The following is a 21036-nucleotide window of genomic DNA, read 5'->3' on the forward strand; positions in this document are numbered from 1 at the left end:
AACTTTACCATTTATTCTTCAACAAATAAATAATTCAATTTAAGCTTGTTGAACTCCGTATTGAATTCCTGTAGCTGTTTAGAGACCACTTCATCAAAAATCTTTAACTGTGCATTGATTTTCCCCGTAAGCTCATCTTTTACCGCAATATCCTGTTCTGTAGGCGGAAAATCGTCCAAGGCCACTAAACTGTTCAAATGCCCTAGCTTATTGGTAAGTTTGATCGGAAAATTCAATGGGTCTTGGTTGCTTCTGTTTTTTGTTTGGTACAAGGCTTTTTCCACCCCGGCCAAACGTTCCTTCATGGCCTTGGCTTTTTCGACCAATTCTTCGGTGCTCTCCTCGTTTTTGTACTGCTGTGCGAAAGCGTCCAATTGCGTACTGATCTTCCTGATTTTTTTAATGGATGTATGGGCATTATCGATCGTCATATTGATATCCGTAATAAAATCGAATTGCTTTTTCATTTCTTCTACGGAAACCTCCGCTCTGGGATCCGGAACAATTTTAAAGGTTTCGGATGTATTTTTTCCATTCACGTTTAAATGTACCTTATAATTGCCGGGGACCGCTTTTGCCCCTTTCAAACTGGCCCACCAAAGAATCATCCCGCCCAGTTTTTCAGCTCCCTTTCCACGGGTATCCCAAATAAAAGTATTGCCTCCCTTTTTAATCGTAAGCTTTTTATCCTTCTTTGCTAGGTTACTATACGTGGCCAGGGTATCTCCACCCACAGTAGTGTAGGTTAGATAAACACTGTCTTTTTCGGATAAATCCTTTAGGTAGAAATGCGTTACCACACCATTGGGATGGTTCTGTCCTGCGGTTTTGGATGGTGTTTTGGCGGCACCGCCCTTGGTCCTATAGGAATCTTTTGGTTTATACAAAATAGCATTGGCGGACTTCTTTGCTTCGTCCAATTGATGTAAAACCGTTAGGTCATCAATGATCCAGACACTTCGGCCTTGTGTGGCCACCACCAAATTATTGTCCCTGATCGTCAAATCCGTTATGGGGACTATGGGCAGGTTCAATTGAAACGGGTTCCAATTAACGCCATCATCAAAGGAAACGTACATTCCCGTTTCGGTCCCCGCATATAACAATCCTTGTCTTTTGGGGTCTTCCCGAACCACCCTTGTAAAATGTTCTTCATGGATGCCTTTAGTGATCTTCACCCATGTTTTACCATAATCGGTGGTTTTGTACAGATAGGGCCGAAAATCTCCTAACTTGTACCTGGTGGCCGCCACATAACAAGTACCTTCGTCAAAGGTCGAAGGTTCTATACTGTTTACCATGGCCCATTCCGGCATATGGGGCGGTGTTACGTTTTCCCAGTTGGCACCCCCATCCCTTGTAATATGGATCAAACCATCATCGCTCCCTACCCAAAGCAAGCCTTCTTTTAACGGACTCTCATTGGCCGCAAAAATGGTACAGTAATATTCTACGCTGGTATTGTCCTGGGTAATGGGACCCCCGCTTGACCCTAGTTTTGAAGGGTCGTTTCTTGTAAGGTCCCCACTTAATAATTTCCAACTTTGCCCCTCATTTGTAGAAAGGTGTACATGATTGGAAAAGGTATATAATTTTTTAGGGTCATGTTTACTGAATATGATAGGGAAATTCCATTGGAATCGATATTTCATCGCTTCGGCACCCGCTCCCATAGGATTGTCCGGCCAAACATTGATGCCCCTGATCGTTCCTTTTCCGTGGTTTACCCGGGTCAGGAATCCGTCATAACTACCACCATAAACAATGTCGTTATTGGTCGGATCCACGGCAATATGGGCGGATTCCCCTCCTGCGGTAGGTTCCCAATCATCCTCATCAATACTAAACCCGTCACCGCGATGATTGATCCTTAAGGTTGAATTGTCCTGTTGTGCCACATAAATACGGTAGGGGAACGCATTGTCCGTAGTTACCCTATAAAACTGTGCGGTAGGTTGGTTGTAATAGGTACTCCATGTCTCCCCGCCATCATACGAAACCTGGGCCCCACCATCATCGCCAATGATCATGCGCTTTGCATTTTCCGGTGATATCCATAGATCATGGTGGTCCCCATGTGGTGCATTGAACGTATTGAACGTTTTCCCCCCATCGGTGGATCTGTGATAGCGCACGTTCAGGACATAGACGACATCCTCATCTTCCGTATCCGCATATACCCGTGTATAATACCAGGCCCTTTGGCGCAGTTTGCGCTCACTGTTGACCTGTATCCATTTTTTCCCACCGTCATCGGACCGGTACAGCCCTCCTTTTTCTTTGTTTTCGACTATGGCCCAAACCCGTTCAGAATTTTTTGGGGATACGGCAACCCCAATAATCCCCAGGGTATCTTTGGGGAATCCCTCATTTTTAGAAATTTCCGTCCATGTTTCGCCACTATCCGTACTTTTCCATAGGGCTGAACCCACTCCTCCACTACTCAAACTATAGGGCGTTCTCTTGGCCCTCCAGGTAGATGCATATAAGATTCTGGGGTTGTTAGGGTCAAAAGCAAGGTCCACGGCACCTGCCTGATCGTTTACGTACAAAACCTGTTTCCAGTTTTCACCGCCATCTGTACTTTTATAAACGCCTCTTTCCTTGGTGGGCTTATAGATATTTCCCAAAACGGCAGCATATACGGTATTGTAATCCGTTGGGTGTACGCGCAACCTTGGGATATGCCGACTTGTCTTTAACCCGGCCTCGATCCAGGTTTTACCGGCATCCTCGGTCTTCCAAACCCCGTAACCCGAGGAAACATTGCCTCGCAAGGTCTTTTCCCCACCACCGACGTATATTACATTGGGGTCACTTTTAGCAACCTCCACGGCTCCGATACTGCCCCCAAAATAACCGTCCGAAATATTGCTCCAGGTACGGCCTCCATCCAGCGTTTTCCATACACCGCCCCCTGTTGCCCCAAAGTAAAAAAGATTGGGCTTTCCCGGTACTCCGGTCACAGCTGTGGAACGCCCTCCCCTAAACGGGCCTACAAGCCGATATTCCAAACTGGAATACAATTCCTCCGGATAGGATATGGTAACCCGATCTGTTTTTTTTCTTCTTTGTGCCTCTACTGGATTTGGAAACAAGGACAGGGCGAATGCTAAAATACCCGCAAAAATATAGCTTACCTTCATTTTTTGGTCGTTGGAATTAGTCTAGCTTAAATGTAATGAAAAAGAGATGATCCGAGCACGGGAGCCACTAAAACATTTCTTTGGCCACCCAACTTTCAATACCGTTTCTAACTTAAAATGGCACTATAAATTTGTCGAATCCTTGGGGTATCGGTTTTCCGAAAATTTTAAGCAGGCCGGGGCGGACAGATTCGTTTTGCTTAGAAACTCCAAGGTGCCTGTTTCAACATCTCGTTTAAAAACACAGATATTGTTACTTCTTTGGTTGGCTACCAATAGAAATTTCCCCGTTGGGTCCAAGGTGAAATTTCGGGGCCAATCCCCTTCTACCGATACCCTATCAACCAAGGTAAGTTGCCCATTGTCTTGATTTACCTTAAAGGCAACAACGGTATTTTCCCCACGATTAGATCCGTATAAAAATTTACCGTCCTGTGACAAATGAATATCCGCACAGAAACTTTTCCCTTTAAAACCCTGAGCAAGTGTATTTTTGGTTTCCACAACGGTATAGATTCCGTTATTTTCTTTTTTGAAAACGGTAATGGTGGAATTCAGCTCATTGATTACGTATAAAAACCGTTGTTCTTGACCGAAGACAAAATGGCGGGGGCCTGCACCTTTGGGCAATGAAATGGAGGGTTGGGCCTCAAAAGGAATATACTTGCCATCCTTTTTTACGTATCTTTTTACCGCATCCAGGCCCAAATCGGACACGAAGAGTTCATCATTCATAAATGAGGCCATATGGGCATGCGAGGTACTTGTACTATCCAGAATTTTATGGTCGATCACTTGTGGTGAACCTTTCAAACTACCCTTAGCCTCCAAATCGGCAACGATAAGATTGCCCCCGGTATAGTTGGAAACTACTAAATTGCCGTTATCGGACAAGGCTATATGGCAAGGGTGTGCCCCAGCCGTACCCATACTATTTTGATGTTCCAGAAGACCTTCTTTCAATTTAAACGCCGTAACACCTCCCCCTGAGCTATCAAAATTCGCCGTCTCCTGAATGGCATAGAGATTTTGACCATCTACGGAAATAGCCAAATACGAAGGGTTTGGCAGGGTCGCCACCAAAGTATCATGGGCAAGCTCCCCCGTTTCGGCATTAAAGGAAAATCTGTAAATCCCTTCACTTTCACCATCGGTATAGGTTCCTACGAACAAATTGGGCATCTCCACAGGTTTTCTCTTTTCGGTACAACTTACGGAAACAATGCCAATTACCAGCAATAGGATTTTCTTCATTTGAATTCTGATTTCTACCGAAAGTTAGTAAAACTATCGCTCACACGATCGTTTTTAATTTGGCCCTATCTCAACTCCGGTCGTACGACCTGCGTTAGGCCGGCAAAATTTCTTCTGTTTCCCATTGATCGATCCACCCTGCCATAGTGTTTACCCATGCATCGCTATCATTAAGACAGGGAATGTGTTTGTAGTCTTCGCCACCCGCTTCCTTAAACTGTGCTTTGCCTTCCATGGCAATTTCCTCCAGGGTTTCCAAACAATCGCTCACAAAAGCCGGGGTAATGACCGCCAATCGTTTTACACCTTCCTTGGCCAAACGTTCAAACTCAAAGTCCGTATAGGGTTTTAACCACGGGTCTCCCGCCAAACGGGACTGGAAAGAAGTACTTACCTTATCCTCGGACAGATCCAAATACGCCTTTACCATTTCCGTAGTGTCATATACCTGATGACGGTAACACGTATTGTGGGCAACGGAGTTTATCTGACAGCAACTTCCATTGATCTTACAATGGTAGCGTGTAGGATCGTTCTTGCGGATATGTCGTTCCGGTATGCCGTGATAAGAAAACAGGATGTGGTCATATTCAAAGCCTTTCAATCCTTCTTTTATACTTTCTGAAAGTGCACGGATATAATCCGAATTCTTATAAAAGGCGGGCAATGTGGTAATGTCCATTTCCGGAAAATCCTTTTGCTGTTCCTCCAAGACCTTTACGACCACGGTTTCATAAGAGGACATGGCATAATGCGGATATAGTGGAACCAACAATACCTCATCTACACCCTTATACCTTAGTTCTTGCAATGCCTTTCTTATGCTCATGCTGCCATAGCGCATTCCCAGGGCTACCGGAATTTGTGTACGTGTACGAAGTTTTTTGGCAAACCTTTTGGAAAGTACGATCAAGGGGGAACCCTCTTCCCACCAAATTTTGGTGTAGGCCTTGGCCGATTTTTTTGGCCGCGTACGCAGGATGATCCCGCGCACCAAAAGTGCCCTAAGCCATTTTGGTGCATCTATGACCCGTTCATCCATTAAAAACTCGTCCAAATATGGTTTTACGTCCTTAGGGGTAGGACTGTCCGGCGAACCCAAATTGACCAATAATACTCCTTTCATCGTTATACTATTTTCGTGTGCAAAAATAAGCTTTGCCTTTGTTTATTGTAGTTCGGACATAAAATACTTTTCAATAGCGTCATAGACATTGCCAATTTGTCCTCATTGATCCGTATTTTTGATAAAAAGTAGGACGGCATGAAATTCTTTTTCGGCATTTTTCTTATCATACAGTCAAGCCTGGCCCAAAATATCACCTGTTCCCCAAAAGACAGACAATCCGTTGAAGATAAAATTATAGAAATCAACGGTTTATTGAATGTTGATTTTGGAAAAACGGTCGTTGCCGTAGGCAAGACTTTTTTGGGAACTCCCTATGTGGGCAAAACCTTGGAAATTGGCGAAACGGAATCCTTGGTCATAAACCTACAAGGTATGGATTGCACCACATTTGTGGAAAATGTTATGGCCTTTAGCCTGATGCTCAAAAACGGACAAACTTTATTCAGTGATTTTACCGATATTTTAAAGACCATTCGGTATAAAAATGGCAAACTCAACGGTTATGCCTCTCGTCTCCATTATTTTTCGGAGTGGATCGCAAATAACGAATCCAAAAAACTGCTCAAGGACATTACTCAAGGAATAGGCGGAAAACCCATCGTTAAGGAAATCGACTTTATGAGTACCCATCGCGATCTCTATCCTTTTTTAAAGGATGCCAAAAACTATGAAAAAATTAAGGCTTCCGAAATGTATCTTAACAATGAACCTATTTACATTTTGGCCCAGGCTGAAATAAAAAGGAACGAGCATCTCATAAAATCGGGGGATATCATTGCTTTGACCACAGCTATAAAAGGGTTGGATATTACCCATACGGGAATCGCCGTTCGAGAAAAAGATGGAAGAATACATTTGTTACATGCTTCAACAGCAGGTAAGGTGGTGATTTCTAAACTTCCCTTAACGGATTATCTGAAGAATATAAAAAACAATACCGGGATTATGGTCGCCAGGGTAAAATCATAGTTCTTACCGAACATTGTTAAAACCTATCCTATCCACAATGATTGGATAGATTTCAATCCCCGTGGCGGGCCCAGCGTATCGCCCCCAAGGGAACAACTCTAAAACAAACTTATGGATTTGATAGGGCCATCACATACTTTTTTGGTGTAGTGCCGTACTTCTTCTTAAAAGCGGCTATAAAATGACTTGAAGTGCTATAGCCTATTTTATGTCCTATTTCGTTTACATTGTACTGACCCGACTCTAATAACCTCCGGGCATGTTCCATCTTATATTCAAACAGGAAACTATAGACCGAATCACCATAAATTTGCTTAAAACCTTCTTTGAGTCGTTTTAAACTAAGCCCTACTTCTTTGGCAAGATCTACCAAAGTAGGGGGTTCCGCCATATGATCAATCACCAATTCCTTGGCCCTTCTTATTCGTTTTACATTGTCCTCATCCACCAAAAAGGGACATTGTTCCACATCGGCATCCGTACTTCTATTGAAATAAAGGGATATCAATTCGTATATTTTCCCCTTTATATAAAGCTTTTTAATGGTCGGGTGCAGGTTATAATTAATGATTTGGCTTAAAACTACCGCAACGGCAGGGGAGATGGTCTCTTGTGCATAATATTTTTGCTCCTTGTTTTCATCGGTCAGAAAAGGGATATAATTGGCCTGGTCCGAAAAGAGCGAATGAAATTTCCGTAGGGTCATCACTATAGATACTATAGAAGAGTTTGGGGATACTTCCAAGTGCAGGGGCAAATCCATTTTTGTATTGTAAAGTAACAGCGAATTTTCCTCGGCAATCTCCAGTGCATAATTCCCCTGATTAAAAATAAACTTTCCGCCCCCTTTTAAACAAAAATGAAATTGAATGTACCTTTTGTTAATTTCCCGACATACTTGTGTATCACTGATCCCATTATTCTGAATTTTAAGCACATAGAACCCATCCTCTATCAAAATCTCCTCATATGAACCTTGAGCGACATTTTTAAATTCCATCCTTTTTAAAATTTCATGTAAGTTATTTAGAAAGCATCTAAATAATATTTTACCAAAGCACCGTATTTACTATAAAAATAGCGATATTTGCTCGATTAATATCGATTTATGCCTAAAAATACTTTAATCGATATTAATTGTTCTTCTAGCGTTATTTTTCTTTTGACCTTGCCTCTATTTTTGTGTCGCTTTATGAAGGATTACCATATTTCCAAACACAGCTCTTTTTATACCATTGGACTTAATTACAAAAAGGCCGATGCGGAAGTGCGTGGTAAGTTCAGTCTGGACGAGGTTTCAATGGACAAACTGCTCCTAAAAGCAAAAGAACAGGGCATAGATGGGTTGTTGGCCACCTCTACTTGTAATCGTACGGAATTACATGGTTTTGCACAGCATCCGTTCCAACTCATCAAATTACTTTGCGAACATTCTGCAGGTACCGTAGAGGAATTTCAGGAAGTGGCCTATGTGTACAAGAACAATGAGGCCATAAGCCATTTGTTTCGGGTGGGAACGGGGCTGGATAGTCAGATCTTGGGTGATTTTGAAATCATCAGTCAACTCAAACAAAGTTTTTACCGATCCAAAAAACTGGAAATAGCCAACCCTTTTATAGAAAGGCTCTGCAATTCTATCATTCAGGCCAGCAAACGCATCAAGAACGAGACGGAGATCTCTTCCGGGGCAACTTCGGTTGCCTTTGCATCGGTACAATATATTCTCCAAAATGTTGAACGTATTGGTGAAAAGAATATCTTATTGTTCGGCACGGGTAAAATAGGCCGGAATACCTGTGAAAACCTTATTAAGCATACCAAAAATCCACACATCACCTTGATCAATAGGACCAAGGGCAAGGCGGAGAAGGTAGGAGGAAAATTTAATCTGGCCGTTAAGGATTATGGGGATTTACCGGCCGAGATCAGAAAAGCGGACGTTCTGGTAGTCGCCACCGGTGCGCAACATCCTACCATTACCAAGGAATTGATATATACAAAAAAACCATTGCTTATCCTTGATCTTTCCATACCCAAAAATGTGGATGACACGGTCACGGAATTGGATCATGTAACTATGGTTCATTTAGACCACCTCTCCCAAATTACGGATGAAACCCTGGAACGTAGAAAGCTGTTTATTCCAAAGGCGGAAGCTATTATCAATGAAGTCAAGACAGATTTCATACAGTGGTTGGAGACCCGGAAATTTGCCCCGGTCATTAAGGCCTTAAAAAAGAAATTGAATACCATGAAGGAAGAGGAATTGGATTACCAATCCAAAAAAACAGCTGATTTTAATGCGGAACAGGCCAATGTAATCTCCAACCGGTTTATTCAAAAAATCACGAAACAATTTGCCAACCATCTAAAGGACAACAGTGTAGATTCCGACTCCAGTCTAGAGTTGATCCAAAAGGTTTTTCAAATTGAACTGGACCAACAATGAGCAGAACGATCCGAATAGGCACACGTGATAGTGAATTGGCACTATGGCAGGCCAATACCGTTAAAGAACAACTGGAAGCCCTAGGGCACCAAACCAAAATAGTGCCCGTAAAATCTACCGGGGATATTGTTTTGGACAAACCCCTTTATGAACTGGGCATCACCGGTATTTTTACAAAAACCCTGGATATTGCCCTATTGAACGATGATATAGATATTGCCGTGCATTCCATGAAAGATGTGCCCACGGCCTTACCACAGGGCATAGTGCAAGCGGCCGTATTAAAAAGGGCCAATTACCTGGATATTTTGGCCTATAAAGGAAATGAAGAATTTTTAGGCCAACGGGAGGGTATTATCGCTACAGGGAGCTTACGGCGAAAAGCACAATGGCTAAACCGCTATCCCACCCACACCGTTGTGGATTTAAGGGGCAATATTAACAGCAGATTGCAAAAACTTACCGATAACGATTGGAACGGAGCCATCTTTGCCGCAGCCGGCCTTGATCGTATTGCCCTTGAACCCGAAAACACGATTGGACTCACCTGGATGTTGCCGGCACCCGCCCAAGGTGCCATTATGGTAGTTGCCAAAGAAAATGATCCGGAAGTCATTGAGTTATGTGCGGCGCTCAACCATGAAGAGACTGAAATCTGTACCCGGTTGGAACGGGAGTTTTTACGTGAACTGGAGGGAGGTTGCACTGCACCGATAGGTGCCTTGGCCAAAATCGATGAAGAGAACAAAATTACCCTGAATGGTGTACTGTTAACCTTAGATGGCTCTAAAAAATTGGAGGTTTCCGATTCCGCTCCCTTGGGCAAACATAGAGATTTAGGAGTAGATTGTGCCAAAAACATCTTGAACAGGGGTGGCAGGAGGCTCATGAACGAACTCCATAATATGGGAACGGTACCCCATGTGTTTTCTACTAAAAAACTCACCGATGCCCAAATGAAACTTTTTACCCCGACCATTCGTACGGCTTCGGAAGATTTTATAAAAATCAGCCCCAATCGCATCCCTCCTTCGGTATTAAAACAACGGCACAAAAACGTCATCTTTACCAGTAAAAATGCGGTAGAAAGCCTCCTCACCAATAGCAGTGCCAAAGATCTGGATTTTGAGAACATCTATTGTGTAGGCCGTAAAACAAGGCGCCTGGTCCAAAAAAGAATCGGGGAAGTCAAACATTTTGAAAACAATGCCAACGCCCTGGCCAACTACTTGACGGACTATTTAGAGGGTACCGAGGTCACTTATTTCCGGGGCAACCTCAGTTTAGATGAAATACCCCAGATACTAACCGGCAGCAACATTACCGTAAACCAGATAGAGGTGTATGAGACCAAGCTCTCCGGGCAGGCAATACAAGATGATGTAGAGGGCATTCTTTTTTACAGCCCGTCTACCGTAGAAAGCTATTTAAAGAACAACGGAACGGACAAAGTAGCGTATTGCATTGGGGAAACGACCGCCAATGAGGCCAGAAAACACTTTAACGTTGTACATGTTGCCAAAATACCCACGGCAGAGAGCCTAATAGATTTGGTAAATGGCAACTATGCCTAAAAATGAGGGCTATTGGATTTTTTGAAACCGGACACCCGGGTCTTAAAAAAGAAATATGATAAAAAACGATTTATTCTTAAGGGCATTAAAAGGTGAAACCGTAGACCGGCCCCCGGTTTGGATGATGCGCCAGGCCGGACGTTATTTGCCGGAATTTATGGAAATACGGGAGAAATACGACTTTTTCACCCGTTGCAGAACGCCTGAACTGGCTTCGGAAATAACCGTTCAGCCTATACAGAGATATGGCATGGATGCCGCCATCCTTTTTTCCGATATTCTGGTCGTTCCACAGGCCATGAACATTGAGGTACAAATGAAGCCTAATTTTGGCCCCTATTTGCCCCATCCTATCCGCTCCGAAAAGGATTTGGAAAATGTAATCGTTCCGGACGTGGAAGATGCCCTGGGTTATGTTATGGAAGCCATTAAGGCCACGAAGGAAAAACTCAATGAGGAGATACCCCTGATCGGTTTTGCGGGATCCCCCTGGACCATTCTCTGTTATTGTGTACAGGGACAGGGCAGTAAAACATTTGACAAAGCCAAGGAACTTTGTTTTACACAACCCGTGGTAGCACACAAATTGCTCCAAAAAATTACGGATACCACTATTGCCTATCTAAAGGCAAAGATAAAAGCGGGCGTAAATGCCGTTCAGGTTTTTGATTCCTGGGGCGGTATGCTTTCCCCTACCGATTATCAGGAATTTTCATTTCAATACATCCAACAAATTATAGATGCCGTAAAGGACGAAGCTCCCGTAATCGTATTTGGAAAAGGCTGTTGGTTCTCTTTGAACGATATGGCCAGGTCGGGTGCTGCCGCCCTTGGTGTAGATTGGACCTGTTCCGCCAGGAACGCCCGGTACCTAAGTGGAGGGAATATAACGTTACAGGGGAATTTTGACCCTGCCAGATTATTATCGCCTCCATCAGAAATCAAAAAGATGGTCACGCGGATGATCAATGATTTCGGCAAGGATCGGTACGTTGTAAATTTAGGCCATGGCATTTTGCCCAATGTACCCGTTGAGAACGCCAAAGCCTTTATTGATGCGGTAAAAGCGTACAAACAACCATAAGTTCATTTGTTTTGCTACAGTTTGAATTTGACGACTTCATCATTTATCCCGTTCAAGAGAAGGATGCCTGGCGCCTATGCGATTTTGTCACCATAAATTCGGAACGGTTAAAAAAATATTTCCCAAAAACCTTAGAAGCCAATCAAACTCCCGATCTGGCAAAATATTTTACCATCAAAAAACAAAGGGAATTTGAACACAAAGAGGAGTTTTTATTTGTTCTAAAAGAAAAGGAAAACAGAACCATCATAGGGCTGGTTTACGTAAAAAATATAAAGGAAGACATTAAGCAAGGTGAATTGGCCTATGCCATCAGCTATAACCATGAAAGAAAAGGTTATATAACCAAAAGTGTTTCCCGCTTATGCCATTGGGCCTTTGAAGTACTGAAACTTAAGACGCTTCAAATAATTGCCCATAACGAAAACATACCGAGTATAAAAGTGGCGGAAAATTGCGGTTTTCGTTGGACGAATACTTTAGTGAAGAAATTTACCCCTCCAAATAGCATTGCTCTAGATATGGAGCTATATGAATTGAAGAATGAAAGATAAATTCTATCAATATATACAAGATTTGCAAAACACTATCACTTCTAAATTGGAAGAGGTAGATGGCAAGGCTACCTTTAAAGAGGATATGTGGAAACGTCCGGAAGGCGGCGGTGGTCGTACACGGGTCATTGAAAAGGGCAACGTTTTTGAAAAAGGCGGTGTAAATATCTCTGGCGTACATGGTGCGCTTCCCAAAAGCATGCAGGCATATTTTAAGGTAGGGGATGTAGATTTCTTTGCCTGCGGACTCAGTTTGGTATTGCATCCAAAAAACCCTATGGTGCCTACGGTACATGCCAATTGGCGTTATTTTGAAATGTATGACAAGCAAGGAAATACGGTGGACCAGTGGTTTGGGGGTGGCCAGGACCTGACCCCCTATTATCTCTTTGATGAGGATGCCCAACATTTTCATACCGTATGCAAAACAACTTGTAATCGGCATAATCCTAATTTTTATAGAACATATAAAGAAAAATGCGATGCTTACTTTTGGAACGCGCACCGCAACGAAGCAAGGGGAATTGGCGGACTCTTTTTCGATTATTGTAAAGCGACCGATACAATGCCCCTGGAAGCATGGTACGACTTTGTAACCGAAATGGGCAATAGTTTTTTAGACAGTTATATACCAATTGTTACAAAACGTAAAAAATTGAAATACACCCAGGAACAAAGGGATTGGCAGGAAATTCGTCGTGGCAGATATGTAGAGTTCAATCTAGTGCATGATAAGGGAACCTTGTTCGGCCTAAAGACCAACGGGCGCATAGAGAGTATTTTAATGAGCCTGCCCCCCCATGTACAATGGCATTATGACCATGAGCCTAAAAAAGGCAGTGAAGAAGAACGGCTGATCAAAGTTCTGAAAAAACCAAAGGAATGGATTTAACCATTACTTTTACGTTGTGAAACAGAAAATATATCAAATAGATGCCTTTACGGACCATATTTTTGGCGGCAATCCCGCAGCGGTCTGTATTCTTGAAAATTGGCTTCCAGAGGGTTTGATGCAGAACATAGCCGCTGAAAATAATCTGGCGGAAACTGCCTTTGCCGTTAAAAATAAGGAGAGCTATGAACTCCGATGGTTTACCCCGGAACTGGAAGTAGATTTATGTGGACATGCCACTTTAGCTACGGCTTTTGTATTGTTCAATTATTACGGACACATAGAAGACACCATTCGATTTTATTCGCCTAGAAGTGGGGAATTATTAGTTGAAAAAGGGAACGATGGAACGATGACCATGGATTTCCCTGCCGATGAACTACAAACCCTACCACCGGATACCACCATCGACAAGGCCATTGGCAAAGCACCTTTGGAAACCTTCAAGGGCAAAACAGATTATGTGTTGATTTATGGTTCACAACAGGAAATAGCCCAAATCCGGCCCAATTTTCATTTGTTAAATTCCTTAGATTGTCGTGGTGTAATCATTTCTTCGCCTGGCGAGAATGTAGATTTTGTATCCCGCTTCTTTGCCCCCCAAAGTGGAATCCCCGAAGATCCGGTAACCGGTTCCGCGCACACGAGCTTAACTCCCTATTGGGCCAAAAAATTAAACAAGACCAAACTTACGGCCCGGCAAATCTCCTCCAGAGGTGGGGATCTACAATGTGAATTTTTAGGCCATCGCGTAAAAATATCGGGCCGAGCCGTTTGTTATTTAATGGGAGAAATAACCATTTAAGTCAATAACTATTAAATCAGAAGAAATATGTACCCACTCATACGAAATAGAAGATTACGACACACCAAGGCCATTCGGAATTTGGTACGAGAAACCGTTATAACACCAAATGATTTTCTTGTACCTCTTTTTGTAGTAGAAGGAAAAGGGGTCAAAGAAGAAATCGCCTCCATGCCCAATTATTATCGCCTGAGCCTGGACCATTTGGAAAAAGAGGTCAAGGAACTCTGGAATATGGGGCTTTGTGCGGTATTGCTCTTTGTAAAAGTACCGGATAAGTTAAAAGATAATAAAGGTACCGAGGCCTTAAACCCAAACGGATTGATGCAATTGGCCATTAAAACCGTAAAAAATGCCTGCCCGGATATGTTGGTCATGACCGATGTGGCCCTGGACCCGTACTCTTCCTATGGACATGATGGTATCGTAGCGGACGGGGAAATCCTGAACGATGAAACGGCGGACGTTTTGGCGGAAATGAGTATTTCCCATGCCCGGGCAGGGGCCGATTTTGTAGCACCCAGTGATATGATGGACGGTCGTATCCTCACGATCCGTGAAGCCCTGGAGGACGAAGGGTTTTCCCATACCGGTATTATGAGCTATAGTGCCAAGTACGCCAGTGCTTTTTATGGCCCGTTTCGGGATGCCCTGGATTCTGCCCCGGTAGCTATAAAAAATGTTCCCAAGGACAAAAAAACTTATCAAATGGACTTTACGAACCGATTTGAGGCCATTCGTGAAACCCAAATGGATATTGATGAAGGTGCCGATATTGTCATGATAAAACCGGGATTATGTTATCTGGACATTGTTCGTGAAATCAGAAACGAAGTAGATGTTCCCGTAGCGGTATATCAGGTTTCCGGGGAGTATGCCATGGTAAAGGCCGCAGCGGAAAAGGGGTGGCTTGATCATGATGCCGTAATGATGGAACAACTGATCGCCATTAAAAGGGCGGGGGCCAATATTATTGCCAGTTATTTTGCAAAAGATGCGGTAAAGTTGATTTGAATCCATCTCTTTAAAAGATGTTTTCTGGTTTAACCCTCACATAAAAGTTACTTTGTAGCTAAGGGATTATAATGTAAATTGGTATACTGCTAAATAATTTTCCAATCCCTTTAGGATGTAGAATAAATAACAGACCAATGAGAGCCTTTCTATATATACTTGTCGGTTTTTTTACTGTTCCTATTTTTGCCCAAGAGATTCCCTCTCTTGATATACAATTCCAAAGCACTTCTCGAAGTGCCCATTCATTGCTATCGGAAATCGATGTTTTGTCCGTAAACAATTATGTAGATTCGATTATAACCAACGGTATAAAAAATAAGGCCTTTCCGGGAGCACAAATTCTGGTGGCCGAAAAAGGGAATCTTATTTTTCATAAAGCCTATGGTTTTCATACGTATGACAGTGTACAGTCCGTTGCATTGGATGACATTTATGATCTGGCTTCGGTTACAAAAATTATGGGGCCTTTACCCGCATTGATGAAGCTTGTGGATGAGGGAAAATTGGATTTGGATGTTCCATTTAGTACCTATTGGGAACCCTGGCGCAAACGAAAGGATAAAAAAGACATTACGCTAAGGGAGATATTGTCGCATCAGGCCGGGTTACGACCATACATCGTTTTCTTGGACAAAGTGCTCGCTAAAAATGGAGCACTTAAAAAGAGGTTTATACGAAAATCAAAGAACGACCGATTTGAAAATGAAGCCTATGAAGGCCTGTACGTAAAAAATACATTCGCCAAAAAAATGTATCGGATGATTAACCGGTCCAAAGTTTCAAAGGACAAAAAATATGTCTATTCCGGGCTTACCTTTCTTATCTTTCCGGAACTGATCCGTCAACTTACGGGAGTTCCTTATGTAAAATACATCCAGGACAACTTTTATATACCTATCGGTTCCAAAACTTTGGGGTTTCTTCCCAAAACCAAGGTTTTTCCCAATAAAATAGTTCCCACGGAAGTGGATACCATCTACAGGCACACTACGACACAAGGTTGGGTACACGATGAAAATGCCTCTTTATTGGGTGGTGTTTCAGGTAATGCCGGGCTTTTTGGAACAGCCACCGATTTGGCCAAGATGATGCAGCTCTATCTACGGTACGGAAAGTATGGTCCGGATCAGATCATATCCGAAAATGTGGTCAGGGAATTTATTCAGGTCCAATATCCCGATAATGAAAATCGAAGGGGATTGGGTTTTGACAAACCACTTTTGAACAACTCGGAATTGCCATTGCCCGAAGCTTACCCCGCTCCGGAAGTCAGCCCCCAAAGTTTTGGACATGTGGGATTTACAGGTACTTTTGTTTGGGCCGACCCTAAAAACCAATTGGTATATATTTTTCTTTCCAATAGGGTCTACCCCTCCCGAAACCACCGTAAACTATATGAACTCCATATACGATCTGCGGTACAACAGGTTTTTTATACCGCACTTTCCAAAACGGGACAACATCCATAACTTATAATAAATCGGTATCTTAGATGCTTAAAATTGTTCTATGGGGCTGTTGGTCTTTTATGCATTGATTTCTATTTTTTTCTCATTTTTATGTTCCATTTTGGAGGCGGTACTCCTGAGTATTACACCCACCTTCGTGAATGTTAAAAAACGGGAAGGCAAATCCTATGCCGACACCCTGGAGTCCCTGAAAAATGATGTGGACAAACCGCTCATTGCCATACTTACCTTAAACACCATTGCCCATACCGTAGGTGCCATTTTGGTAGGGGTACAGGCCAAGGTTGCCTACGCCGGACTTTATGGAAGTGAAAAGCACCGTATTTTTGGCATTGACTTTACCGAAGATTTAATGGTAGGGGTCGTTTCCACCCTTATGACCATTCTAATTTTGGTTGCTTCCGAAATTATCCCAAAGACCATTGGAGCCACTTATTGGCGGCAATTGGCCAATTTTACCGCAAAATCGCTCAAGGCCATGGTCATTGCCCTTAAATATACCGGCCTGCTTTGGCTATTACAGCTCTTTACACGCCTGGTCGGCGGCAAAGGTCATCAAGGCAGTGTCTTGAGTCGGGAGGATTTTACGGTAATGACGGATCTGGCCCATGAAGAAGGGGTTTTTGAGAAATCGGAATCCAGGATCATTAAAAATCTATTACGGTTTGACGAGGTTTTGATAAAGGACATCATGACACCCCGCTCCGTCATGAAAATTGCCTCGGAAAATAGTACCGTTCAAACGTTTTTTGAAGAAAATCCCAAACTGCGTTTTTCCCGGATTCCCGTTTTTCATGAGACTCCGGACAATATTTCGGGGTTTGTACTCAAGGACAATGTTTACGAGGAAATTATTAACGATAACGGGGAAATGTCCCTGGCTGAAATCAAACGGGATATCCTGATTACCCGAAGGAATACCCCCATACCCAAACTTTTTGATATCCTTATAGCCAAAAGGGAGCAGATCGCCCTGGTCGTGGACGAATATGGCTCCGTAAGTGGACTGGTGACCATGGAAGATGTTATCGAAACTTTATTGGGCCTTGAAATTATGGATGAGACGGACAATGTAGCCGATTTACAGGTGTTGGCCCGTAAAAAATGGGAGAATAAAGCCAAGGAGTCGGGTGTCATAGAACAACCCCAAACCGCTGCGGAGAAAAATCCTTCGGCCAAAACAAAAACCAAAAAAGAATAGCATAAACCATGGATGTGGCCTTTATACAAACTCCCTTGGGCGTCGCCAAATTAGAAGGCGATGCGAACGGATTGGGCAGTGTCACCATTTTGGATACCAAAGAGCCGTTAACGGACATCATTCCCGAAAATCTGGAAGATGCCGCTTACCAACTCCATGAATACTTTGAAGGCAAACGAAAACACTTTGACCTTAAACTGAATCTTAACGGTACGGATTTTCAACAAGGCGTATGGAAAGCCCTATTGGAAATTCCTTATGGAAAAACGGCCTCTTATCTGGAACTTTCCAAAACCCTAGGCGATGTTAAGGCCATTAGGGCCGTTGCCGCAGCCAATGGAAAAAATCCGTTATGGGTCGTGGTACCCTGCCACAGGGTTATTGGCAGTGATGGTTCCCTGACCGGTTATGCCGGCGGCCTACACCGAAAAAAATGGCTCTTGGAACACGAAAGTCCCGTAAAGCAACAGTCTCTTTTTTGATTCTTTCTTACGGATGTTTTATTCGGGGTAAGTTTCCATAAAGTGTCCGAACCTTCCCGGGGTCAAAACCTCCCAAATGGATGCTACGGTCCATCCTACGGACATATGGGAATTGAGATACCCTTTTCCATTGGCCCCATAATCCCAGACCGTGTGCTGGATAATCTCTGGCATATACCCCTTTTTGCCCACACCTACCATATGACCTTCATAAGGCAACATCTGGTCTTTGATCGAGGAGGTTATGACCTCGGACATTTGTGCGAACCTTTCTTCCCCGGTCATTTGGGAAAGCCATTGCAATACATGGGGGAAATCAAAGGCCCACACATCAATATGGTTGTTCTCGGTGGATACATTGCCCCAGCCCCTAGTCTTTAAGTCCACTTCCTTTAACAAACTGCCCTCGGCAAAGGGCACATCGTACAAATAATACCAACTAAGCCCAAAATAGGCCGCTTTTTTAGCCAGTTCCACATAACGATCGTACTGTTCCCCTTTGGATGCCAGGGCCAAATGATAAAAAGACACAGCGGCAATGGCGGCCGCTTCCTTATCCTCGCAGTTGGCATCCAGGGTGGATGAAAAGTAATCCGCTTTATCAATGATATTTTCTTTCGCATAGCGACCGGCATTTATCGCCACTTCCAAAAACTTGGGTTCCTTAAAATAACGGGAGGCCATAACCATTGGGGTGATAATGCTCTGCGTGCTTCCTTTAGAATTGTCTATGGCCTTATAATCCATATCGAACTTTCTTGGAAGCCCACCATCCGCTTCCTGCATTTGGGCTATTTGATGCATCAGGGAAACGATGCCTGTTTCCAATTGTGGGTGCCGTATGCCCTGCCGTTTATCAAAATCCAAAAGAAATAAAAGGTTCTTCAGTCCCTCACTCTGTTTACGCAGCGTATAAACGTCTTCGGCATTGCTCCCGTACACCAATTCCCTGATCAGGCCGGTTTTAGTAAAACCGTTCTCGTAATAGGAATCCAATATCTTTCTGGCCAATGCTATATGTTCCGGGTTGTTCAATTGATGACCGTATTCCAATAGATTATAGGCGTTGGCAAAAATTTTACCACAGAAACCAATGGACAATACCCCCGTGGTCTCACAAGTACTAGTATTGAACCACAGACCCGAAAACCCTTTGAGGTCTTTTGTCTCAGCATAACTCTCGTAAAAATAGTTGCTAAGAATTTCCTTGATTTCAGGGTCTTTCTTTTTATTCGCTACCGGGGCAGGTCTATACTTGTCAAAGGCGGTCTCCCAGGTTTGGGCCACCAGGGCCGTAAAATCATTGGCCATACCTTGGCTTACCTTCCAACGAACGGTAAGCGTCTCTCCCTTTTTAATGGGATAGAACGCCTTCCAAGTCGGGTTCAGCTTTAGTTTGGACTGATAGGATTTGGGCACTTCCTCAAATGGAAAACCGGCATTCAACTGCACTTGATCATCACCCATCTTCCCTATTCCCAAGCTACCTATATCCGTACGCACCTTTATTTTTCCACCGGTAGCATCGGGGACACCTTCCTGGGCAAGAACATCCATGCGTTCCAACCTTACCCATCCTTTGGAGGTTGGGTCGTGCACCACGGCTAAAGGAGCACTCATTCTATCTTCCCTAAAAGACCATAAGTGGGCCGTTTTAAAAGAAGGGGCATTTTCCGGGGAGCGTAAATTGCGCTTATACCAAAATCCGGGAAGCAAGAATTCCGCCTTATCAAAAGAATAATCGGTAACGGACCAGACTTTATGTAAATGTATGTCCATATCCCGGGAAGCGGTCATTTGATAGGTATAGGTAAATGCTCCGTTTTCGTCTTTTTCAATGGTTTTTTTGACCGAAATGCCCGAATCCTGATCGTTGTCCGTATTTTCAGTGAAAATAACGGTCTCATTATTCCCATTATCATTCAAAACCGAAATTTGCATAGGGTGTTCCACAAGGTTTTCGGGAAGTACAGGTGTTGCATTTTTGCAAGCGGATATCCCTATTAAAAAAATGGCCGTTCCTAAGGTCTTGTTCATTATTTTCATCAGTGGATCTTTGTTATGGCAAGTACTTAAAAAAAATAAGGGTAACCTCTAAATATCGACGAAAGCAGGACTCTGGGTTACAAACGTACAATTTAGGGGTATAAAGTTTGGATCGTGGCCGACCCTCTTTACAACTCTCTTCCGTATTTCGGTATAAGAATAGACAGTACCGATGTTTAAGGGCCTTGTTTTATGGGAAAATCAAATTAATACCCTAAATTAAGGGCAGTATTCATAATGCAATTCCTATGCTCTATAAAATTAATCTGGAACATATTCTTTTTCTGGATATTGAAACCGTTCCCGAAACCGAAAAGTTTCAAGAATTGGACGATGCCAAACAAGATCTTTGGGAACAAAAATCACGATACCAGCGCAAAGACGAGTTTTCGGCAGAAGAGTTTTACGATAGAGCGGGCATCTGGGCGGAATTCGGAAAGGTCATATGCATATCCGTGGGGTATTTTAAATTGAACGGAGATTCCAAAATTTTTCGGGTTACCTCTTTCCATGGAGAAGAAACCAAACTGCTGCAAGAGTTTAAAAACCTGTTGAACTCGCATTTTAATCAACCCAAAAATTTACTCTGTGCCCATAACGGCAAGGAGTTTGACTTCCCCTATATTGCAAGGAGAATGATTATCCACGGTATTTCATTACCCTATAAATTAGACTTGTTCGGGAAAAAACCCTGGGAAGTTCCGCATTTGGATACCATGGACCTATGGAAATTCGGGGATTATAAGCATTACACTTCTTTAAAGTTAATGTCCCATATATTAGGGATCCCTTCCCCTAAAGAGGATATAGACGGTAGTATGGTGCGTGACGTATTTTATAAAGAAAAAAACCTGGACCGCATTATCACCTATTGCGAATTGGACGTGGTCACTACCGCACAGGTTTTTCTAAGATTACGAAATGAAACTTTATTGGAACAGGATGATATTAAAAAAGTGTAACGA

At 43.1% G+C, this 21036-nt stretch carries 17 protein-coding genes; 12 read left to right on the plus strand and 5 right to left on the minus strand.

From position 1 onward, the window contains the following. Positions 1-11: 11 nt before the first annotated feature. The 3 genes from ACKWB9_RS03620 to hemH all read right to left on the minus strand — a co-directional run bounded on the left by ACKWB9_RS03620 (position 12) and on the right by hemH (position 5526). On the minus strand, positions 12-3146 hold the full coding sequence (locus ACKWB9_RS03620; protein WP_414001628.1) for a WD40/YVTN/BNR-like repeat-containing protein: 3135 nt from the start codon (positions 3144-3146) through the stop codon (positions 12-14). Positions 3147-3269: 123 nt separating this feature from the next. After that, the gene (locus ACKWB9_RS03625) at positions 3270-4400 is read right to left on the minus strand and encodes a lactonase family protein (RefSeq protein WP_414001629.1); all 1131 of its coding nucleotides are present in this window, start codon (positions 4398-4400) and stop codon (positions 3270-3272) included. A 94-nt stretch (positions 4401-4494) separates the two neighbouring features. Next, entirely contained in the window at positions 4495-5526 is a 1032-nt protein-coding gene (gene hemH, locus ACKWB9_RS03630) for a ferrochelatase (protein WP_414001630.1), read from the minus strand. Between the two features lie 138 nt (positions 5527-5664). On the opposite strand from hemH, the gene ACKWB9_RS03635 reads away from it, so the two are divergent. Further along, complete coding sequence (locus tag ACKWB9_RS03635) at positions 5665-6498, plus strand: N-acetylmuramoyl-L-alanine amidase-like domain-containing protein (RefSeq protein WP_414001631.1); 834 nt, start codon at positions 5665-5667, stop codon at positions 6496-6498. A gap of 109 nt (positions 6499-6607) precedes the next feature. Here ACKWB9_RS03635 and ACKWB9_RS03640 read toward each other — a convergent pair whose 3' ends face one another. Continuing rightward, the gene (locus ACKWB9_RS03640) at positions 6608-7498 is read right to left on the minus strand and encodes an AraC family transcriptional regulator (RefSeq protein WP_414001632.1); all 891 of its coding nucleotides are present in this window, start codon (positions 7496-7498) and stop codon (positions 6608-6610) included. A gap of 192 nt (positions 7499-7690) precedes the next feature. On the opposite strand from ACKWB9_RS03640, the gene hemA reads away from it, so the two are divergent. The 10 genes from hemA to ACKWB9_RS03690 all read left to right on the plus strand — a co-directional run bounded on the left by hemA (position 7691) and on the right by ACKWB9_RS03690 (position 18025). Continuing rightward, positions 7691-8947, plus strand: a complete 1257-nt coding sequence (hemA, locus tag ACKWB9_RS03645; RefSeq protein WP_414001633.1) for a glutamyl-tRNA reductase — start codon at positions 7691-7693, stop codon at positions 8945-8947. After that, positions 8944-10521 carry a hydroxymethylbilane synthase gene (gene hemC / locus ACKWB9_RS03650; RefSeq protein WP_414001634.1) on the plus strand — a complete coding sequence of 526 codons (1578 nt, stop codon included), beginning with the start codon at positions 8944-8946 and terminating at the stop codon, positions 10519-10521. Before hemA ends, hemC begins: the two co-directional genes overlap by 4 nt. A 55-nt stretch (positions 10522-10576) precedes the next feature. Beyond that, positions 10577-11605, plus strand: coding sequence for a uroporphyrinogen decarboxylase (gene hemE, locus ACKWB9_RS03655; protein WP_414001635.1), 1029 nt, complete (start codon positions 10577-10579; stop codon positions 11603-11605). Positions 11606-11616: 11 nt separating this feature from the next. Further along, a complete protein-coding gene (locus tag ACKWB9_RS03660; RefSeq protein ID WP_414001636.1) occupies positions 11617-12159 on the plus strand; it encodes a GNAT family N-acetyltransferase in 543 nt (180 codons plus the stop codon). Further along, on the plus strand, positions 12149-13051 hold the full coding sequence (gene hemF, locus ACKWB9_RS03665; RefSeq protein ID WP_414001637.1) for an oxygen-dependent coproporphyrinogen oxidase: 903 nt from the start codon (positions 12149-12151) through the stop codon (positions 13049-13051). The genes ACKWB9_RS03660 and hemF overlap by 11 nt, the downstream gene beginning before the upstream one ends. Before the next feature lie 16 nt (positions 13052-13067). Beyond that, positions 13068-13856 (plus strand): PhzF family phenazine biosynthesis protein, encoded by a 789-nt coding sequence (locus ACKWB9_RS03670; RefSeq protein WP_414001638.1) that lies wholly within the window; start codon positions 13068-13070, stop codon positions 13854-13856. A 27-nt stretch (positions 13857-13883) separates the two neighbouring features. Then, positions 13884-14870, plus strand: coding sequence for a porphobilinogen synthase (gene hemB, locus ACKWB9_RS03675; protein WP_414001639.1), 987 nt, complete (start codon positions 13884-13886; stop codon positions 14868-14870). A 137-nt stretch (positions 14871-15007) separates the two neighbouring features. After that, on the plus strand, positions 15008-16342 hold the full coding sequence (locus ACKWB9_RS03680; RefSeq protein WP_414001640.1) for a serine hydrolase domain-containing protein: 1335 nt from the start codon (positions 15008-15010) through the stop codon (positions 16340-16342). A gap of 40 nt (positions 16343-16382) precedes the next feature. Beyond that, positions 16383-17543 (plus strand): CNNM domain-containing protein, encoded by a 1161-nt coding sequence (locus ACKWB9_RS03685; RefSeq protein ID WP_414001641.1) that lies wholly within the window; start codon positions 16383-16385, stop codon positions 17541-17543. 8 nt (positions 17544-17551) lie between these two features. Beyond that, positions 17552-18025, plus strand: coding sequence for a methylated-DNA--[protein]-cysteine S-methyltransferase (locus ACKWB9_RS03690; protein ID WP_414001642.1), 474 nt, complete (start codon positions 17552-17554; stop codon positions 18023-18025). 18 nt (positions 18026-18043) lie between these two features. Here the strand turns inward: ACKWB9_RS03690 and ACKWB9_RS03695 are convergent, their stop codons facing one another. Further along, positions 18044-20062 carry a hypothetical protein gene (locus ACKWB9_RS03695; RefSeq protein ID WP_414001643.1) on the minus strand — a complete coding sequence of 673 codons (2019 nt, stop codon included), beginning with the start codon at positions 20060-20062 and terminating at the stop codon, positions 18044-18046. A 257-nt stretch (positions 20063-20319) separates the two neighbouring features. On the opposite strand from ACKWB9_RS03695, the gene ACKWB9_RS03700 reads away from it, so the two are divergent. Beyond that, positions 20320-21033: a 3'-5' exonuclease gene (locus ACKWB9_RS03700; protein WP_414001644.1), complete on the plus strand. Its 714-nt coding sequence runs from the start codon at positions 20320-20322 to the stop codon at positions 21031-21033. Positions 21034-21036: the final 3 nt, after the last annotated feature.

The sequence above is a fragment of the Maribacter spongiae genome (assembly GCF_047345125.1).
Classification (GTDB): domain Bacteria; phylum Bacteroidota; class Bacteroidia; order Flavobacteriales; family Flavobacteriaceae; genus Maribacter.

Coding starts and splice junctions, on each gene's coding strand:
- hemC (WP_414001634.1), top strand. CDS start 8,944: ATGAGCAGAACGATCCGAATAGGCACACGTGATAGTGAATTGGCACTA.
- ACKWB9_RS03620 (WP_414001628.1), bottom strand. CDS start 3,146: ATGAAGGTAAGCTATATTTTTGCGGGTATTTTAGCATTCGCCCTGTCC.
- ACKWB9_RS03700 (WP_414001644.1), top strand. CDS start 20,320: ATGCTCTATAAAATTAATCTGGAACATATTCTTTTTCTGGATATTGAA.
- hemB (WP_414001639.1), top strand. CDS start 13,884: ATGTACCCACTCATACGAAATAGAAGATTACGACACACCAAGGCCATT.
- ACKWB9_RS03640 (WP_414001632.1), bottom strand. CDS start 7,498: ATGGAATTTAAAAATGTCGCTCAAGGTTCATATGAGGAGATTTTGATA.
- ACKWB9_RS03625 (WP_414001629.1), bottom strand. CDS start 4,400: ATGAAGAAAATCCTATTGCTGGTAATTGGCATTGTTTCCGTAAGTTGT.
- hemH (WP_414001630.1), bottom strand. CDS start 5,526: ATGAAAGGAGTATTATTGGTCAATTTGGGTTCGCCGGACAGTCCTACC.
- hemA (WP_414001633.1), top strand. CDS start 7,691: ATGAAGGATTACCATATTTCCAAACACAGCTCTTTTTATACCATTGGA.
- ACKWB9_RS03635 (WP_414001631.1), top strand. CDS start 5,665: ATGAAATTCTTTTTCGGCATTTTTCTTATCATACAGTCAAGCCTGGCC.
- ACKWB9_RS03690 (WP_414001642.1), top strand. CDS start 17,552: ATGGATGTGGCCTTTATACAAACTCCCTTGGGCGTCGCCAAATTAGAA.
- hemE (WP_414001635.1), top strand. CDS start 10,577: ATGATAAAAAACGATTTATTCTTAAGGGCATTAAAAGGTGAAACCGTA.
- ACKWB9_RS03680 (WP_414001640.1), top strand. CDS start 15,008: ATGAGAGCCTTTCTATATATACTTGTCGGTTTTTTTACTGTTCCTATT.
- hemF (WP_414001637.1), top strand. CDS start 12,149: ATGAAAGATAAATTCTATCAATATATACAAGATTTGCAAAACACTATC.
- ACKWB9_RS03685 (WP_414001641.1), top strand. CDS start 16,383: ATGGGGCTGTTGGTCTTTTATGCATTGATTTCTATTTTTTTCTCATTT.
- ACKWB9_RS03695 (WP_414001643.1), bottom strand. CDS start 20,062: ATGAACAAGACCTTAGGAACGGCCATTTTTTTAATAGGGATATCCGCT.